The organism is Butyrivibrio sp. AE3006 (genome assembly GCF_000424165.1).
GTDB lineage: Bacteria > Bacillota > Clostridia > Lachnospirales > Lachnospiraceae > Butyrivibrio.
The window spans coordinates 1-19282 of record NZ_AUJJ01000017.1 but is presented as its reverse complement, the minus strand read 5'-3'; the positions used below and the strand labels follow the sequence as shown (position 1 = coordinate 19282).

Genomic DNA, 19282 nt, shown 5'->3' with positions numbered 1-19282 from the left:
ATGAAAACAAAAGAGGAAATAAGTAAGCTTCGTGAGGACATCATCGATGTGGCCCTTACACTTTTAGAGCAAAAGCTCATAGTAAGAACCTGGGGCAATATAAGTGCAAGGATCGATGATGACCATTATCTTATTACGCCCAGCGGAATCAAATATGAAAATCTTACTCCGGAAATGCTTCCAATAGTTAGTATTAAAGATGGAAGCTTTGAAGGAGAGTACAAGCCATCAAGTGAGTACATGGTACATTCAGCTGTTTATAAAGCAAGAACTGATGCGGAATTTATCATTCATACACATCAGACCTATGCAACCTGCGTGGGGGCACTTGGAAAAAGTAAGCTGAAGGCTGAACATAAGGAGAAAAAGATAATTTTCCCTGTTGCTGATTATGCACTTCCGGGTACAAAGAAGCTTGCAGACAATGTATACACAGCTATCCAAAAAAATACAGATGCTAAGAGCCTTATAATGTCAAACCACGGAGCTCTGAGTTTTGGAAGGACTCCGGATGATGCCATAAATGAAGCTTTTAAATTAGAGAAGGCTTCTAAGAATTACATTTTCAATATTTGCAGAACAGAGATCGAATTTGGAATTGAGGATGGCTACAGCAGCTATATTGAAAACGGCGAAATTAAATACATTGATAAGGATACTCCAGAGAGAGTAAAGATCATTCACAAAGCTATTTACGCAAAGAGACCTGATATACACTATATTTTCCATAATAAGTCGGAGGCTGTGATGACTCTTTCAAGAAGAGCCAATCATATGAAGCCGCTATTGGATGATTTTGCACAGATAATCGGAACGGGCGTCAGAATTCCCACATCACCTTCACAGAAGCTCCAGATCAAGAAAAAGATAAATGTGGTCTTTGGATATAATGACGGGGCATACTGCCTTGGAGCTAATGAGGATGAGGCCAGAGCCTGCGCAATCGTGCTTGATAAGGGCTGCATAGCCCATGTTGCTGTCACAAGATTTGGAGTTGGAAGGTTCCTTTCTTATTTTGACTGTGCAAAGATGAATAGTAATTACAGAAAAAATTACAGTATGCTTGCAAATATTGAAAAATAAGCGTGAAATTATAGAATTTAATATACAATTCTGTTTTATGACACTGAGATATATGCTAAAATATTGTTATAAATTTTAACCTATGAGGTGAGATATTATGGCAAAAAGTACTAAAAAAGATTCGTATGTTGCATATGTTGCCAGTTATACGTCAGGATCCAAGGACAGCTATGGAATCCGTATTTATGACGTGGATTTGGAAAAAGGTCGAATGACCGAAAAAGAGAAGGTTAATATTACCAATTCTTCTTATATTGCCCTTTCTCATGACCGTAAGACTCTGTATTCCATCACGGATGCAGGTGTTGAAGCATATCACATTGAAGCAGACGGCAGTCTCACAATTCTTAACAAGGCATCCATTAATGGTATGCGTGGCTGCTATATTAACATGGATCAGAATGATAAATTCCTGGTTTGCGCAGGTTATCACGATGGTAAAGTAACAATATTAAGACTTAATGATGACGGAAGTATCGGTGAGATCACAGACGAGAAATTCCATAAAGGTCTTGGAACAATCGCAGGAAGAAATCACACTCCTCATGTTCAGTGCCTCAAGGTAACTAAGGATAATAAATATCTTCTTGCTGCTGACCTTGGAATGGACAGAGTAAACGTATACAGATTCGATACGGAAAACGGTAAGATATCTGATATCGATGTCATCCACTGCGATCAGGAGTCTTCACCCAGACACATGCAGTTCTCTAAGGATGGCAGATTCCTGTATGTTGTTTTCGAGCAGCAGTGCAGTATAAATATTTATTCATATACAGAACAGAACGGATTACCTTCATTTGAAGAGCTTCAGTCCGTACAGAATTCTGAAGAGCAGGATACTATCGGTGTTGCCAGCAGTGCGCTTAAGTTCTCTGATGATTACAATTATCTTGTAAGCTCTGTCGCCGGTGAGAACAATGCAATTATCTACAGTGTAGATAAGGAAACAGGACTTCTTACCAAGAAGATCGAGCTTCCTGTTTCAGGAGCATATCCTAAGGATGTGAGCCTTTTCCCTGATAACAGACATCTTGTTTCACTTAATCAGGAATCCAATACAATGACCTTCTTCAATGTTGACTTTGACAAGAACACTCTTGTAATGAACGGTCCTGAGCTCTTAGTAGACAGACCTAACTGTATTGTATTCCATAAGCTTTAAAGATTATTAAAAGAAAATAAAGAGGTCATTCTTTAGCAAATCTAAAGGATGACCTCATTTTTTATACTTATTTAATGAATCAAATCAGCTTTTGTAAAAATTTATAATTGAGTCTGCTTTTGAATGCATATTCTCCATGAGAAGATCGAGTATTGTAATAGCACACATTGACTCAGCCACGACAACCGCCCTTGGAACCACTACAGGATCATGGCGGCCTTTTATATTGATATCAATCTCAGAACCTGAGTTATTCACGGTTTTCTGATCCCTTGAAATGCTGGGAGTGGGTTTTACATGGGCTCTGATAATGATGTCGCTGCCATCACTCATTCCACCAAGGATTCCGCCACTGTGATTTGTGCTTTTGCCTATATTTGAGCCGTTAATACAAAAAGCATCGTTATTCTCAGAACCCTTTAACTTTGATACCAGGGTTCCATCGCCTATTTCCACTGCTTTAAATGCACCAATACTTATAAGTGCGTGGGAGAGAAGAGCATCAAGCTTATCAAATACAGGTTCGCCGATTCCGGCAGGCATTCCCTTAATAAGAATCTCAATAACACCGCCTATAGAGTCGCCTTCTTCTCTGCATTTCTCAATGAGTTTAACTGCAGCCGCATCAGCATCGGCATCAGGCATTGCAGTAACTGATTTATAAATCTGTTCCTCGCTGAATTTCGCAGGATCTATCTCCACATCACCGATCGATTTTGTATACGCCATTACGGTTATGCCCATTTGAGAGAGGAGTTTCTCGCAGATGGCACCGGCAGCAACGCGCCCGATAGTCTCTCTGCCTGAAGATCTTCCGCCGCCTCTGTAATCTCTAAAGCCGTATTTCTGATCGAAGCAGTAATCTGCATGTCCCGGTCTGTAATAGGAAGCTATCTCACTGTAGTCAGATGATCTCTGTGAGGTATTTCTTACAACCATGGCGATAGGAGTTCCTGTTGTCTTACCCTCAAAAATTCCTGATAAAATCTCAACCTCGTCGTTTTCTTTTCTGGGAGTTGTAACAGAAGATGTGCCGGGTTTTCTTCTGTCTAAAAGCTTTTGAATATCATCTGTGCTTATCTCGACGCCTGCAGGGAATCCGTCAAGAATAGCTCCCAGAGCGACACCATGAGATTCACCAAAAGTAGTTACTGTAATGTTTTTACCAAAGCTTGATCCTGCCATTATCTGCTCCTGTCAAATAAAATTTTTCTTTATATTTTTACATAATTCATCTATGTTTACAACAAAAGGCTAAAAATATGACAAAAATGAATAAATATAATTTCACTGCAATCATTTCTTAATTATTTCTTAATTTTTTGTTGTTATTTTATTTCAACGAGTTATAATAACTATGTATATTATTTTCTATGAGGTTAAAGAGGTGCGAGCTAGAAACTTACAGATGGGACCGACCTTTCGGGATAAGGTCATAGACAGGGTCCGCTCTTTTAGCATTAAGCATAAGAGATTAAAGTTCATCGGCATGGCTTATGCAATAGTTGTCCTGACAGTTTATGATCTGGGACTTTACTTTGCGCATAATGCAAAAAGATTCAGCTGTCTTGCCAGCGTTTTGTTTTTCTTTGTGGCAAGCAGTAGTTTTACTTATCCTGAAGCGATAGCTTTGAATATAAGCTTTGTTTCGGATTTTAATGAAACAGAAAATGAAAGCGAGAATTATTACACATCTGATACACTTGCTGTGAGCGAGGGAGAATCTGATGCGGAGTTGGCAGAGCTTGTGGAGGTTGATCCTTCTATTATGGCAAGCCCTGACGCAGTGGCTTCTGAGTATGAAGAGGCTACAGATGCACAGATTAGTTCCGAAGATATTGATTTTGATGATATCGAGGAAGAGAACATCGAGGAGATCGATGATTCTGAGGACAATGAATTCAGTACAGATGACTGGAAGCTTATTTTGGTAAATAAGCAGCATCCGATTCCTGAGGATTACACATTCCCTCTTGGGGATATCAATTCTACGATGAAATGTGATGAGAGAGTTATAGCTCCTTTGAAGGCTATGCTCAAGGCTGCTTCTGATGACGGAATAAGACTTGTTATCTGTTCACCTTATCGTGACAGCGAGAGACAGGAAGGACTGTTTGACAGGAAGATCAAGTACTACATGGAAGCCGGACTTTCCTATATGGATGCCTACAATATGTCATCTCAAGCAGTTACAGTACCCGGTTCATCAGAACATCAGATAGGTCTTGCTTTTGATATCGTTACAGGTGATTATTACGAGCTTGATGAGGGCTTTGGTGATACACCTGAGGGACAATGGCTTGCAAATAATAGCTATAAATACGGTTTTGTAGTAAGATATCTTCAGGGCAAGGAGAATATCACAAGTATCGAGTATGAGCCGTGGCATTTCAGATATGTGGGAACTGCTGCTGCGACTATAATGCATGATGAGAATCTCTGTCTTGAGGAATTTTGGGATAATTACTTGTATGACTAAAGTTATGGGGCTGCCTTTTTTCGGCAGCCTTTTATCTTGCTAAAAATGCATTTGAATGTGAGGAACTATGTACAAACTTATTAAAAAAGAAGGAAGAGCAAAGAGGGGCGAATTCCACACCGTTCATGGAGTGATTCAGACCCCTGTATTTATGAATGTAGCAACTGTTGCTGCAATTAAAGGCGGAGTATCCACTGAGGATCTTGAACAGATAGGCACACAGGTTGTTTTATCAAATACCTATCATCTGCATCTTCGTCCCGGCGATGATGTTATTTACAAGATGGGCGGACTTCACAAGTTCATGGATTGTAAGGTTCCGATCCTTACGGATTCCGGTGGATTCCAGGTATTTTCATTATCTGAAAACCGAAAGATCAAGGAAGAAGGCGTGTATTTCAGATCCCATATTGATGGGCACAAGCTTTTTATGGGACCTGAGGAGAGCATGAGGATTCAGTCTCATATCGCATCTACAATAGCAATGGCATTTGATGAATGTCCTTCTGCAAGAGCTGATCATGAATATGTGCAAATGTCCGTTGACAGAACTACAAGATGGCTTGAGCGATGCAAAAAGGAGATGGACAGACTTAATTCCCTTCCTGATACCATCAACAAAAATCAAATGCTCTTTGGAATAAATCAGGGTGCGATCTTTGATGATATCAGAATTGAACATGCCAAGAGAATTTCAGAGATGGATCTTGACGGTTATGCCGTAGGCGGTCTTGCTGTTGGTGAGACTCACGAAGAGATGTATCATGTGCTCGATACGGTTGTTCCTTATTTGCCTGAGGCAAAGCCTACATATCTTATGGGAGTTGGAACACCTGCCAATATTCTCGAAGCTGTGGACAGGGGAATAGACTTCTTTGACTGCGTATATCCCAGCAGAAACGGAAGACACGGACACCTTTACACTAAGAAGGGACACCTTAATATTCTAAATGCTAAATATGAGCTTGATGACAGACCGATCGAGGAAGGCTGCGGATGTCCTGCCTGCAGAAGATATTCGAGGGCTTACATCAGACATCTTCTTAAATCCAACGAGATGCTTGGTATGAGACTTTGCGTTTTGCACAATCTTTATTTCTATAATCATCTTATGGCTGATATCAGAAAAGCACTGGAAGATGGCAGATATGCATCCTTTAAAAAGGAGATGCTTGACGGCTTCATGGAATATGACAGTGAGATCACAGGCGAGCGCTACGATATAGCCAAAGGATGGAAAAAGGGTTAAAACTCTTGTTTTAAGTCTTCATTAATTGTAAGATACTAAATATGTTCAAAATATTACTAAATGGAATTGGGAGGATTATATGAACTTTAATAATTTAATGCTACTGGATGCTCAGGCTGCTACAGGTGGTAGCGGACTTATCATTATACTTGTTTACGTAGCTATTTTCGCAGCGCTTTATTTCATCATGCTTCGTCCTCAGCGTAAGGAACAGAAGCAGAAGGCACAGCTTCTTTCGCAGCTTGCTGTTGGTGACAGCGTTAGAACAACAGGCGGCTTCATCGGAACAGTTATTGACATCGACGAAGAGTCAGCTACTGTTATCGTTGAGTTTGGTAACAACAAGAACTGCCGTATCCCTATGGTTAAGGAAGCAATCGTTGAGGTTGAGAAGCCTGAGGATGCAGTTTCAAGTGCTTCTAAGGATGAAAAGAAGTAATTTTTGTAAAGAGAATCTGATACGGATTCGTATTATAAAGTATATAAGCCGGCATTATCTTTTTTGCCGGCTTTTTCATAAGTATTTGGTACATAGGCTTTTGATTATCATTTTTGGGGAGGAAATGGTATGAGACTTAATATAACTTGTATTCCCGGTGACGGAATCGGACCGGAGATTGTTGCTGAAGCAAAAAAGGTACTTGATATAACCTGCAAGAAATACGGACATGAAATAGTTTACACTGATGTTCTCATGGGTGGCTGTTCCATTGACGCATATGGTGTGCCCCTTACTGATGAGACAATTGAAACCTGCAGGAATTCTGATGCAGTTCTTATGGGCTCTATCGGCGGAGATACTTCTACATCTCCCTGGTATAAGCTTGAGCCTTCACTCAGACCGGAAGCCGGTCTTTTGAAAATAAGGAAATCCCTTAATTTATTTGCAAATTTAAGACCTGCTTTCTTGTATGAGCAGCTTAAGGACGCTTGCCCTTTAAAGGATGAGACATCTGAGAAAGGGTTCGATCTTTTAATTATGAGAGAGCTTACAGGCGGACTCTATTTTGGTGACAGAAATACCACTGAGGTAGATGGAGAGCTTGTTGCAACCGATACCCTTGTTTACAAGGAAAGTGAGATCAGAAGAATAGCAATCAAGGCTTTTGATATCGCAATGCTTAGAAATAAGAAGGTTACAAGCGTAGATAAGGCTAACGTACTTGATTCTTCGAGACTTTGGAGAAAAGTAGTTAACGAGGTAGCAAAGGACTATCCTGAAGTAGAGCTTAGTCACATGCTTGTGGACAATGCAGCAATGCAGCTTGTTAAGGATCCTTCACAGTTTGACGTGGTACTTACTGAGAATATGTTTGGTGATATTTTATCTGATGAAGCCAGCATGATCACAGGGTCTATCGGAATGCTTCCCAGTAGTTCCCTCAATGAGACTAAGTTTGGACTCTATGAGCCCAGCCATGGAAGTGCCCCGGACATTGCAGGAAAAGATCTTGCTAATCCTATAGCTACAATACTTTCTGCAGCTATGATGCTTAGATACAGCTTCGGATTACAGAAGGAAGCTGATGCAATTGAGGAAGCAGTGAGACAGACTCTTGCAGATGGCTACAGAACCGGCGATCTTATAAGAGCCGGTGAGAATATTTCTGAAGATAAGAGATGCGGATGCCGCAGGATGGGAGATTTGATTGGCGAGAGAATCAAATGATAATGAATCGTATATAGGCTTATATAATTATCTGCCCACAGAACCTGTCGATATGGCGGTGGTTCTTACGCTGATACTTATGGCGTTTTATTATATTTGGCGTGTTGCTTATATTACTCCCTGGTACGACGAGCTTTATACTTACAATTATTTCATAAGCAGAGGTCCGATATATGCTGCTATTCACTGGCCACTTCCCAATAATCATGTAGGGTATTCAGTTTTATCTTCTATACTCGATCTGTTTGGGAATCCTTATGTAGGCCTTAGAGGGATATCTTTTGTATGTGCGGTACTTAATCCTTTCATTGTATATAGAATATGCAGACGCTTTGTAAGTAACTGGATATCCTACGGAGCGATGCTTTTATACTTCACATGCCTCCTTGTAAATGATCTTTCTGTACAGGGAAGAGGATACACTCTTGCAACTACATGCTTTTTGTTTTGCATAAGAGAGATAATCGTTATCTGCAAATCAGAAAACATCGTGAAAATGGATTTTGTAAAATTTGCGATAACACTGATTCTTGGATTATATACAATTCCAAGCAGCATTTATTGGGTGATACCCACCTGTTTTGCCACAGGGCTTTTTCTTATAATAAACGGAATCCGTTCCAACGATGCCAAGGGTAAAAAGTGGAATAACAGATATTATAAAAAGCTGAGAAGCTTTATTACAGCAGGACTTATAGCAGCAGCTATTGTTTTTGTACTATATGCCGTTATATGGCTTGCTATAGGTTCCAATTTATTGGTGAAGGACGAAGCGAGTATTTATTATGGAATGAGCCATGTGAAGCTTATACTTGGACATCCATTTAAGGCAGCCATTAGAGGTATCGAGTATATGCTTTCTCAGCCATATATTCAGAGTGTTCCAAGGAATGGATATATTGGACAGCTGAATTTCTGGTTGCAGACTCTGACCAGCTATATGTATCCTGTTAACCCTGGAGTTACAGCTTTAATTGTTTTTCTTGGACTTATAATTCTTGGGGTAGAGTGTATAAGGCATTTTGAAAACAGTCGTACAATCTTCAGTCTGCTTATAATAATGAATGCAAACGGATTTTTGATATTGCTGATATTGCAGGCTAAGTTACCTTATTACAGAGTGTTCAGTTATCTTGGTTTTATAACTGCTGCATGTTCTGCGGTAGTGGTCGAGCATCTGTATCTTAGGATAAATGAAATCTTTAAAGATAAACTTAAATCACTCGTGATTTATGAAATACTTCCGATAATACCGGTTATTCTGATGGCGGTATTTTCGGTAATGATGTTTCTTAATACAGCATACTTTGCTCAGCTTGGTGACAGGGAGACCAGTTGTTACAACGCACTTTATGTAATGAATCCCAGTGAAAATAAGAAATTATGTGTTCTCGATTGTGATCAGGAATATCTTCTGAAATTCGGATGGGATATAGAATGCACCAACACAGATCCCTTGGACTGTGATTATGTCCTTGTTGACCGTAACATGATGAAAGAAGGTTATGATGGTCCTGATAATTGGAAATTCTATCAGACCTATGAGACACTTCCTTGGGATTACATAAATTCAGAGTTTTATATTTTTTACGAGAATGAAGATTTTGTCTTGTATAAGAGATGAGATTTTTGAATTTCTTAAGTACTAATTTACAGAAAGGGTAGGTGAAATTTTATGAATAGTGATCGCGTTATGGAAGGCTTACAGCAGGCACCACACAGAAGTCTGTTTAATGCACTTGGTTTTACGGCAGAGGAGAGAAAAAAGCCTCTTATTGGTATTGTAAGCTCTCAGAGTGATATTGTTCCCGGTCATATGGAGCTCGACAGAATAGCACAGGCAGTTAAGCTTGGCGTTGCTGAAGCAGGCGGTATGCCTGTTATTGTACCTGCAATTGCTGTTTGTGACGGTATTGCAATGGGACATGTGGGAATGAAGTATTCTCTTGTAACAAGAGATCTTGTAGCTGACAGCACAGAATGTCTTGCTATGGCTCACGCTTTTGATGGAATGGTTATGATTCCCAACTGTGATAAAAATGTTCCGGGACTCCTTATGGCTGCGGCTAGAGTAAATATACCTACCATATTCTGTTCCGGTGGTCCTATGATGGCAGGCAGAGTTAATGGTAAAAAGCGTTCACTGAGTTCAATGTTTGAAGCTGTTGGAACCTATTCAGCAGGCAAAATGACAGAGGAGGAGCTTACTGAGTTTGAGGAAAAGGTATGCCCCACATGCGGATCCTGTTCAGGTATGTACACAGCTAACTCAATGAACTGCCTTACAGAAGCCATCGGTATGGGCCTTAGAGGAAACGGAACAATTCCTGCTGTTTATTCAGCAAGAATCAGACTTGCGAAAAAAGCAGGTTATCAGATTATGGAGCTTGTTAAGAATAACATTCGTCCCAGAAATATCATGACCAAGGAAGCGTTTACCAATGCTCTTGCTATGGATATGGCTCTTGGATGCTCTACAAACACAATGCTTCATATCCCTGCAATCGCTCATGAAGCAGGAATAGAAATAGATATGGAGATGGCAAATGAGATTTCTGACAGAACTCCTAACCTTTGTCACCTTGCACCTGCAGGTCCTACATATATGGAAGATCTTAATGAAGCAGGCGGCATCTATGCAGTTATGGCTGAGCTTGCAAAGAAAAATCTTATAAATACTGACCTTATCACTTGTACAGGCAAAACAGTAGGGGAGAATATTAAGGGCGTTCAGAATCTTGATCCTGAAGTTATCAGACCTATTGATAATCCATATATGCCTAATGGTGGTATTGCTGTACTTAAAGGAAATCTTGCTCCCGATACAGGTATCGTTAAGAGATCTGCTGTTGTACCTGAGATGATGGTACATGAAGGACCTGCAAGAGTATTTGACTGTGAGGAGGATGCCATTGCAGCTATCCTTGGTGGCAAGATTGTGGCAGGTGATGTGGTTGTTATCAGATATGAAGGACCTAAGGGGGGTCCCGGAATGAGAGAGATGCTTAATCCTACATCAGCTATTGCAGGTATGGGACTTGGAGCATCTGTAGCTCTTATTACAGATGGTCGTTTCTCAGGTGCAAGCAGAGGAGCATCTATCGGACACGTATCTCCCGAGGCTGCAGTTGGCGGACCTATTGCACTTGTTGAAGAGGGCGATATCATTTCAATCGATATCAATAATAATAAGCTTGATATGAAGGTATCAGATGAAGAGCTTGCGCAGAGAAGAGCTAAATGGCAGCCCAGAGAACCCAAGATTACAACAGGTTATCTTGCAAGATATGAGAAGATGGTTACCAGTGGCAACAGGGGAGCAATTCTCGACATTAATCAGAATAGATAATTATAAGAATTAGATAAAGGAGTACTGTTTTATGCAGCTTACAGGAGCACAGATAGTTTTAGAATGCCTTAAAGAGCAGGGCGTTGACACTGTTTTCGGATATCCGGGCGGAACCATACTTAATGTTTATGACGAATTATACAAACAGCAGGATGTTATAAAGCACATTCTTACATCTCATGAGCAGGGTGCTGCACATGCAGCCGATGGATATGCAAGAGCTACAGGCAAGGTAGGAGTATGTCTTGCTACAAGTGGTCCCGGTTCAACCAATCTTGTTACAGGAATTGCTACGGCTTATATGGATTCTGTGCCTATGGTTGCAATTACATGTAATGTTAATCTGCCGCTTCTTGGAAAGGATACTTTCCAGGAGGTGGATATAGCAGGCATAACCATGCCTATTACCAAGCATGGTTATATTGTTAAGGACATAAAGAATCTTGCTGACACCATCAGAAAGGCCTTTGATATTGCAAGAAGCGGAAGACCCGGCCCTGTAATAGTTGATATTACCAAGGATGTTACTGCAAATAAATGTGATTATAAGCCCTATAAGCCTGTAGAGAAGGAAGAAGAGCTTAAGTTTAATTCTGATGACATAAAGACTGCTATCAAGATGATTGAGCATGCCAAGAGACCCTTCATCTATGTGGGCGGCGGCGCAGTAATTTCTGGAGCAGATAAGGAGCTTCTTACTTTTGCTGAGAGAATCCAGGCCCCGGTTTGCGATACCCTTATGGGTAAGGGGGCATTTAGCGGCCATCACAGCCTCTATACCGGCATGATCGGAATGCACGGTACAAAGACCTCAAATTTTGGTGTGAGTGAGTGCGATCTGCTTATTACTTTAGGCGCACGTTTCTCTGACAGAGTAATTGGTAATGCCAAGACTTTTGCAAGAAAAGCAAAGGTACTTCAAATCGATATAGATGCTGCTGAGATCAATAAGAATATCCATGCGGATTTTTCAATCGTCGGTGATCTGAAGGAAGTACTTTCAATTCTTAATGATAAGCTTACTCAGCTTAATCATGCAGAGTGGATCAGCCATATCAAGGAGTATGAGAAGAAATTCCCTCTTGCTTATGACAAGTCTACTCTTAACTGTCCTTATGTTATAGAGACTATTGATAAGCTTACGGGTGGCGATGCCATCATTTCTACAGACGTTGGTCAGCATCAGATGTGGGCTGCACAGTTTTATAAGTATAAGCATCCCAGAACCTTCCTGACTTCCGGCGGACTTGGTACAATGGGTTACGGCCTTGGAGCTGCCATCGGAGCTAAGGTTGGTATGCCTGATAAGACAGTTATAAATATTGCAGGTGACGGCTGCTTTAGAATGAATATGAACGAGCTTGCTACTGCCAGCAGATATGATATCCATATCATCGAGGTTGTGATCAACAACCAGGTGCTTGGCATGGTAAGACAGTGGCAGAATCTCTATTACAACCAGCATTATTCAAATACTATCCTTACGGATAAGGTAGACTACTGCAAAGTTGCTGAAGGTCTTGGTTGTATGGCCATCAGAGTAAAGAAGAAGGATGAGGTAGAGCCTGCACTTAAGAAGGCTCTTGCAGCAAAGGGACCTGTTCTTCTTGATATTGCCATCGATCCCGATGAAAAGGTATTCCCTATGGTTTCACCGGGTGCTTCAATCAGTGAAGCCTTCGATGCAAAGGATCTTGCAGGAAAGGATAGAGCATAATTTGACTCTAAAAGGAAAGGTATGACAAAGAGGGGGATTTTATACATAATACTGTTTTTGTCAGTATTAGTATTTGCGGGTCTCTATGTTATGATGGGCTACTATTACGAAGGCAGCTTTTCATACGGGACCTGGGTAAACAGGGTTTACTGTACGGGGAAATCTATTGATCAGGTAAATCGCGAGCTGAAGAATTCATCGCTTTATAGTGGAATTCTTTTAACTGCGGAGGATGGTTCCAAATATTTTGTTGACGGAACTACTATTGGCTACGAAGCAGATTATAAGAACGAGCTTCAAAACATACTTGATAATCAGAATCCTCTTGCATGGGGAATAAATCTGTTTACTTCAAGAGACAGGGATATCATAGGAAATATCAGTATCGATGAGGATAAGCTCAGAAAGTCTCTTGAGAGATGGTCTATTTTTGAAGATACCGGTGAAGAAATATACGAATTAAGACACGGAGATGAGGGCTATTATCTTGTTAACAACGAGAGAAATAAGCCTGTCTTCGAGGTCTTTTTCAGAAAAGTAAACGAGGCTGTTCATAATAGAGAGTATGAGCTGGATTTAAGTAACGATCCTGAGTGTTATGTCAAAATGACTCCTACAGAAAATGATCTTGCGGTAAAAGAGCTCTATGAAAAGCTGGATGAACTTCAAAAACGCAGCATGTCCATCACAATGCTTGATAAGAGTATAAGCTTTTCAGGCAAGGAATTTGCTGAATACGCTGTGACCTTGCAGGATTTGGATAAGGCAAAGGATGAAGAATTATCAGAGGATAATCCATCACTTGGACGCTTTATCTATGATGGAAAGGTTGGTAAATTCCCTTACGATTACGGAGTTGAGAATGAATTTGTTGTGGATTCTAAGGGAAATCTTATAATAAGCTGCTCCAAATTATATGATTATTACTCCAAAAAGATCATGGAATTTGATACAGAGCATGATATTGCAGCATATCAAAAGACAGGTCAGGGAACAATATTTGTAAGTGGCAGTAAGGACGGACAGTTCTTTGATAAGGATAAGAAATTTGAGGATTTCTTAGAAGCCTTTGCTTCCGGTGAAAATGCAGAGCTTATGGTTGAGGCTCCAAAGAAAAGCTTCGAGATTGATGCTAAAGAACTGGGCAATGAATACATAATCATTGACATGGGCAAACAGCATCTTAGCTACTACAAAGATGGAAAATTATCCCTGGAATATGATGTTGTAACCGGAAACACAGGAGCAGGAAGAAGCACTCCAACAGGATTATTTCATGTTTATAATAAGCGATATCACACAATATTACGTGGTGCAGACTATGCGTCTTACGTAAATTATTGGCTTGGAGTAAATAAAGGAGTAGGCATTCATGACGCAACCTGGAGAAAAGAATTTGGCGGTGAGATATATAAACATTCAGGATCTCATGGCTGTATAAATTCCCCGCTGGAAAAGATGGAAATCCTTTATAACAGTGTAGAAGTGGGCGTTCCGGTACTATTGTTTTATTAAAATAATAACCAATAATCTATCAAAATAGTTCCCGTTCGGGGACTATTTTTTGTGTTTTTCATTCCTTAAAATAATAAAATAACATTAATTACCGAATACATAGTTGACAAAAAATAAAAATGAGAATAGAGTGGAATAAATAATTTAAAAATCAATTTTGTTTTTTGAAATTTTTTCAGGAGGAGAGAACAATGTCCAGAGTTTACAATTTTAGTGCAGGCCCCGCAGTATTGCCGGAGGAAGTTTTGAAGCAGGCAGCTGCTGAGATGCTTGATTATAATGGTTGTGGTATGTCCATCAACGAGATGAGCCACAGATCCAAGACCTTTGATCAGGTTATACAGACAGCAGAGCAGGATATCAGAGACCTTATGAATATCCCTGATAATTACAAGGTATTATTCCTTCAGGGCGGTGCCAGCCAGCAGTTCGCTGCAGTTCCCATGAACCTTATGCAGAATAAGAAGGCAGCATACATTGTAACCGGTCAGTGGGCTAAGAAGGCTATGGCTGAGGCTAAGAAGTACGGTGAGGCTATTGAAGTAGCTTCAAGTGCTGATAAGACATTTTCTTATATTCCGGATTGTTCAGATCTGGCTATTCCCGAAGATGCAGACTATGTTTATATCTGCGAGAACAACACAATCTATGGAACAAAGTTTAAGAAGCTTCCTAATACCAAGGGCCATATCCTTGTATCTGATGTTTCCTCCTGTTTCCTTTCTGAGCCTGTAAATGTTAATGATTACGGCGTAATCTACGGTGGCGTTCAGAAGAATGTAGGACCTGCAGGTCTTGTAATCAGCATCATCAGAGAAGATCTTATCAGAGATGATGTTCCGGATTTCGTTCCTACAATGCTTAAGTGGAAGACTCAGGCTGATAACGGATCTCTTTATAACACACCTAACTGCTGGGCTATTTACATGTGCGGTCTTGTGTTCAAATGGCTTAAGGAGCAGGGCGGTCTCACAGAGATGAAGAAGAGAAATGAAGAGAAGGCTGCTATCCTCTATGATTTCCTTGATAACAGCAAGATGTTCAAGGGCACTGTAAGAGCAGAGGACAGATCTCTTATGAACGTTCCTTTCATCACAGACAGCGAAGATCTCAATGCGAAGTTCATTGCAGAAGCTACAGCAAACGGACTTGTAAGCCTTAAGGGTCACAGATCTGTAGGCGGTATGAGAGCAAGTATCTACAATGCTATGCCTAAGGAAGGCGTACAGAAGCTTGTTGACTTCATGGAGAGCTTCGAAAAGGCAAATTCATAAGCAAGGATTGAATTTAAAAATAATTCGGTTATAACCGGAAAAACAGTGTTTAACATGAGAGGAGACGAAATGTTCAAATATAAATGCTTAAATCCCATCGCAAAGATTGGTCTTAATAATTTCACAGAGCAGTACCAGGCTGTAGATAACATCGACGATGCAGATGGCGTTCTTGTAAGAAGTGCCAACATGAATGAAATGATGTTTTCTGAGAACCTCCTTGCTATCGCAAGAGCAGGTGCAGGTGTTAACAACATTCCCTGTGACAGATGTGCTGATGAGGGTATCGTTGTTTTCAATACTCCCGGTGCAAACGCAAACGGTGTAAAGGAGATGGTTATCGCAGCAATGCTTATCGCATCCCGTGATATCATCGGAGGCGTTGAATGGGTTAGAGCAAATGCAGGCGATCCTGAGATTGCAAAGCTTACTGAGAAGACCAAGAAGAAGTTTGCAGGTACTGAGATTGCAGGTAAAAAGCTTGGTATCATCGGTCTTGGAGCAATCGGCGTTAGAGTAGCAAATGCAGCAAGAAATCTTGGTATGGAAGTTTATGGATATGATCCGTATCTTTCAGTAGATGCAGCATGGAGCCTTAGCTCAGATGTTAAGCACGTTACTAATGTAGATGATATTTATTCAAAGTGCGATATCATCACAATTCATGTTCCTGCCCTGGATAACACAAAGGGAATGGTTAATGCTGAGGCTATTGCCAAGATGAAGAAGGGTGTTATCATTCTGAATCTTGCAAGAGATATCCTTTGCAATGAGACAGATATTCTTTCAGGTATCAACTCCGGTAAGATCAGAAAGTATGTTACAGATTTCCCGAACACTGTAACTGCAGGTCATGACGGATGTATCGTAATTCCTCACCTTGGAGCTTCAACAGAGGAGTCAGAGGACAACTGTGCGATTAAGGCTGTAATCCAGATGAAGGATTACCTTGAAAACGGTAATATCGTTAATGCAGTTAATATGCCTCGTTGCGAGATGGGAATCTGTACACTTCCCAGAATTACAATCATTCACAAGAATGTTGCTGGTATGATCGGTCAGTTTACAAATGTTATGGGTAATGCCGGCTATAACATTGCAAACATGGTAAATAAGTCCAAGGGCGATTATGCGTACACAATGATTGATGTTGAATCTTCAATCTCCGATGATCTTGTAAAAGAATGCGAGAAAATTGACGGCGTAATAAGAGTTCGTGTTGTAAGAAAAGATGTATAGGTGAACAGATGGCAGATATCAGAGCATTTGCAGCATACAGACCAAGAACAGATATAGCAGACAGAGTGGCTGCACTTCCTTATGATGTTTATAACAGAGAGGAAGCAAGAGCAGAGGTCATGAGAGAACCTATGTCTTTCCTTGCGATAGACAGACCTGAAACTCAGTTTCCTGAAGACTATGACATGTATTCTGAAGAGGTGTATCAGAAAGCACATGATATGCTTTGGGAGAAAATCCAGGACGGTACCTTTGTTCATGAGGAAAAGCCCTGCTATTATCTCTATGAGCAGACAATGGACGGAAGAGTTCAGACAGGAATTGTTGCTTGCAGCAGCGTGGATGACTATGAAAACAACGTAATCAAGAAGCACGAGAATACACTTGCCAAGAAGGAAGCTGACAGAATCCATCACGTTGATTCCTGCGATGCTCAGACAGGTCCCATTTTCTTATGTTATAGAGAAGATGAGACTATCAGAAAAGTCATGAACAGAGTCAAGGCTGAGGATAAGCCTGTATATGACTTTGTTACCAAGGATGGTATAAAGAGCCGCGTGTTTATTATTGATAGAGATGATGAAGTATCTGCCATTGCTGACGCTTTTAAGGGAATGGATGCTATTTATATCGCAGACGGCCATCACAGATGCGCTTCAGCTGTTAAGGTTGCAAAAAAGAGAAGAGAGGCTGATCCTGAAGCTAACGGCAACAAGGAATATGATTTCTTCTTATCAGTTCTTTTCCCTGACAGTGAGCTTATGATCATGGATTATAACCGTGTGATTAAGGATTTAAACGGAATGACCGAGGAAGAATTCCTTGCAAAGATCGAGGAAAAATTTGATGTAGTTCCGGAAAACTCCGCTGTTAAGCCTTCGAAGAAGTGCGAGATGGGAATGCTTCTTGGTGGCAAATGGTACAGACTAAATGCCCATGAAAATATAAAGAGCAGTGATGCAGTAGATGGTCTTGACGTAAGTATTTTGCAGAACAATGTACTTACACCTCTTCTTAATATCAGCGATCCTAAGAACGATCCCAGAATTGATTTTGTAGGAGGTATCCGCGGATTATCAGAGCTTGAAAAGCGATGTCAGAATGACTGCGTACTTGCATTTGCTATGTATCCCACAGATATCCATGAGCTTTTTGCCGTAGCAGATGCAGGAAGGCTTATGCCACCTAAGTCTACCTGGTTTGAACCCAAGCTTCTCAGCGGACTTTTTATTCATTCCATTTGATTTAACCTAATGCTTAACGAAGTTCGTTTATCGCTTTATGAAAGATTTTATAAATTTTAAATGATATTTATAATTCATGCCACTTTTTTGTCAATGACAAATTAGCGGCATGAATTATTTTTTCAAAATATTATTATATAATTGTCTTATATAATTCATGTTGTCTCAATATTTTTGCTTCAAATAATACAGAAGGGAGAAATACTGATATGAAATTGTATAAGAAAATGATATGTGTGGTATTAAGTTTAATGACAGTGTTCATTGTCTTGGGTACGACTTCAATAGAGTCAAAAGCCGAGGTTAAGACAAGGTATATCGGAGAATGGCTATTTAAGCCATCATCAAAGTATTATAAACAGAAATTTATAGCTTCCAGACAAAGGGGATGGTTACAATTAGATCAGTATAATTCAACAAATGAAAATGTTGTGAAGATTTACTCACCATCATTAAATTTTTTTAGTAGCTGTGAAGGGTCGTACGAAGTACGTGCTGTTGGCCCCGGAAAAGCAACCCTTGTGCATTATGAGAAAATAGATGATGTTTGGAATAAAGTCTCTGAAGATCATTACTATGTTAAAAAATATCAAAATCCTTTTGCCTTAGTCAAAGTCGGAAACATCAATATTACCCGCTATTTTGATAAAACTAATACCCCCGGCTATTGGGATAGTAGCAAATTTAAAATGATTAAAGGTAAAAAGAAAATAACGGTAAAACTTAAACCGCAATACAAATTTGCTAAAGGGGAAAAAGCTAAAAGGACTGTAAACATTACTAAAGCAGGAGGAATTTTTTTCAAAGTTGTAGACAGGAAACAGCCCAAATATGTATTTAATTTACATTATATTAGCTTGATAGATTAGATAAAAAATGGAATTGTAAAGTAGGCAAAGCTTATATCACCTGTAGATAATTTCTTAATACTTATGAAAAAATAGGGTATATTTATTGACATTAGGTACATTAATGATAAGATATTTTTGCCTATAAAAGACTTTAGAGGGCTTTGTGCCAAGAATGGCACATGGCCCTTTTTCTAGTGTGCCCGACGGCGCACGTTTCTAATGGGTGAAAGTCCCTAGCCCGCCCGACAGTGGGAAGGGCATAGCTGTACACCAAGGGTGTCCTTTCGTGGTATAACCACGTTAACGTGAGGGGAATCTGAAGGAAGGTGTAGGCAAATCTCCGACCTTACGAACAGAAACCATATATGAGGCTATGTTGATATGGGGGTAAGGCTACTAGACAAGTCAAAGCCCAATAACTGTACGGAACCGCGCATAGTAAATTTGG

The 19282-nt window shown here is 40.1% G+C and carries 15 protein-coding genes; 14 read left to right on the top strand and 1 reads right to left on the bottom strand.

Annotated elements, in window-relative coordinates:
* Positions 1-1083 (top strand): class II aldolase/adducin family protein, encoded by a 1083-nt coding sequence (locus G603_RS21495; protein WP_051207684.1) that lies wholly within the window; start codon positions 1-3, stop codon positions 1081-1083.
* Positions 1084-1180: 97 nt separating this feature from the next.
* Entirely contained in the window at positions 1181-2248 is a 1068-nt protein-coding gene (locus G603_RS0109260) for a lactonase family protein (protein WP_035792689.1), read from the top strand.
* Between the two features lie 84 nt (positions 2249-2332).
* Here G603_RS0109260 and aroC read toward each other — a convergent pair whose 3' ends face one another.
* A complete protein-coding gene (gene aroC, locus G603_RS0109255; RefSeq protein WP_026670050.1) occupies positions 2333-3433 on the bottom strand; it encodes a chorismate synthase in 1101 nt (366 codons plus the stop codon).
* 202 nt (positions 3434-3635) lie between these two features.
* Between aroC and G603_RS21490 the strand changes: the two genes are divergently transcribed.
* The 12 genes from G603_RS21490 (at position 3636) to G603_RS0109195 (ending at position 18852) form a co-directional block, all read left to right on the top strand.
* A complete protein-coding gene (locus G603_RS21490; RefSeq protein WP_196808059.1) occupies positions 3636-4727 on the top strand; it encodes a M15 family metallopeptidase in 1092 nt (363 codons plus the stop codon).
* Between the two features lie 67 nt (positions 4728-4794).
* Positions 4795-5976: a tRNA guanosine(34) transglycosylase Tgt gene (gene tgt / locus G603_RS0109245; protein ID WP_026525686.1), complete on the top strand. Its 1182-nt coding sequence runs from the start codon at positions 4795-4797 to the stop codon at positions 5974-5976.
* A gap of 79 nt (positions 5977-6055) precedes the next feature.
* A complete protein-coding gene (gene yajC, locus G603_RS0109240) occupies positions 6056-6415 on the top strand; it encodes a preprotein translocase subunit YajC (protein ID WP_242834862.1) in 360 nt (119 codons plus the stop codon).
* Positions 6416-6544: 129 nt separating this feature from the next.
* Entirely contained in the window at positions 6545-7645 is a 1101-nt protein-coding gene (gene leuB, locus G603_RS0109235) for a 3-isopropylmalate dehydrogenase (protein WP_026525684.1), read from the top strand.
* On the top strand, positions 7626-9269 hold the full coding sequence (locus G603_RS0109230) for a glycosyltransferase family 39 protein (RefSeq protein WP_026670048.1): 1644 nt from the start codon (positions 7626-7628) through the stop codon (positions 9267-9269). The genes leuB and G603_RS0109230 overlap by 20 nt, the downstream gene beginning before the upstream one ends.
* Before the next feature lie 51 nt (positions 9270-9320).
* A complete protein-coding gene (gene ilvD, locus G603_RS0109225; protein WP_026670047.1) occupies positions 9321-10994 on the top strand; it encodes a dihydroxy-acid dehydratase in 1674 nt (557 codons plus the stop codon).
* A gap of 31 nt (positions 10995-11025) precedes the next feature.
* Positions 11026-12711, top strand: a complete 1686-nt coding sequence (gene ilvB, locus G603_RS0109220; protein ID WP_026670046.1) for a biosynthetic-type acetolactate synthase large subunit — start codon at positions 11026-11028, stop codon at positions 12709-12711.
* 21 nt (positions 12712-12732) lie between these two features.
* Positions 12733-14226 carry a L,D-transpeptidase gene (locus G603_RS0109215; RefSeq protein WP_035792687.1) on the top strand — a complete coding sequence of 498 codons (1494 nt, stop codon included), beginning with the start codon at positions 12733-12735 and terminating at the stop codon, positions 14224-14226.
* A 191-nt stretch (positions 14227-14417) separates the two neighbouring features.
* Positions 14418-15500 carry a 3-phosphoserine/phosphohydroxythreonine transaminase gene (gene serC / locus G603_RS0109210; RefSeq protein ID WP_026494722.1) on the top strand — a complete coding sequence of 361 codons (1083 nt, stop codon included), beginning with the start codon at positions 14418-14420 and terminating at the stop codon, positions 15498-15500.
* Between the two features lie 69 nt (positions 15501-15569).
* Positions 15570-16739, top strand: coding sequence for a phosphoglycerate dehydrogenase (locus G603_RS0109205; protein WP_026670044.1), 1170 nt, complete (start codon positions 15570-15572; stop codon positions 16737-16739).
* Positions 16740-16747: 8 nt separating this feature from the next.
* Entirely contained in the window at positions 16748-17983 is a 1236-nt protein-coding gene (locus G603_RS0109200; RefSeq protein ID WP_026670043.1) for a DUF1015 domain-containing protein, read from the top strand.
* 209 nt (positions 17984-18192) lie between these two features.
* Entirely contained in the window at positions 18193-18852 is a 660-nt protein-coding gene (locus G603_RS0109195; protein ID WP_026670042.1) for a hypothetical protein, read from the top strand.
* Positions 18853-19282 lie beyond the last annotated feature (430 nt).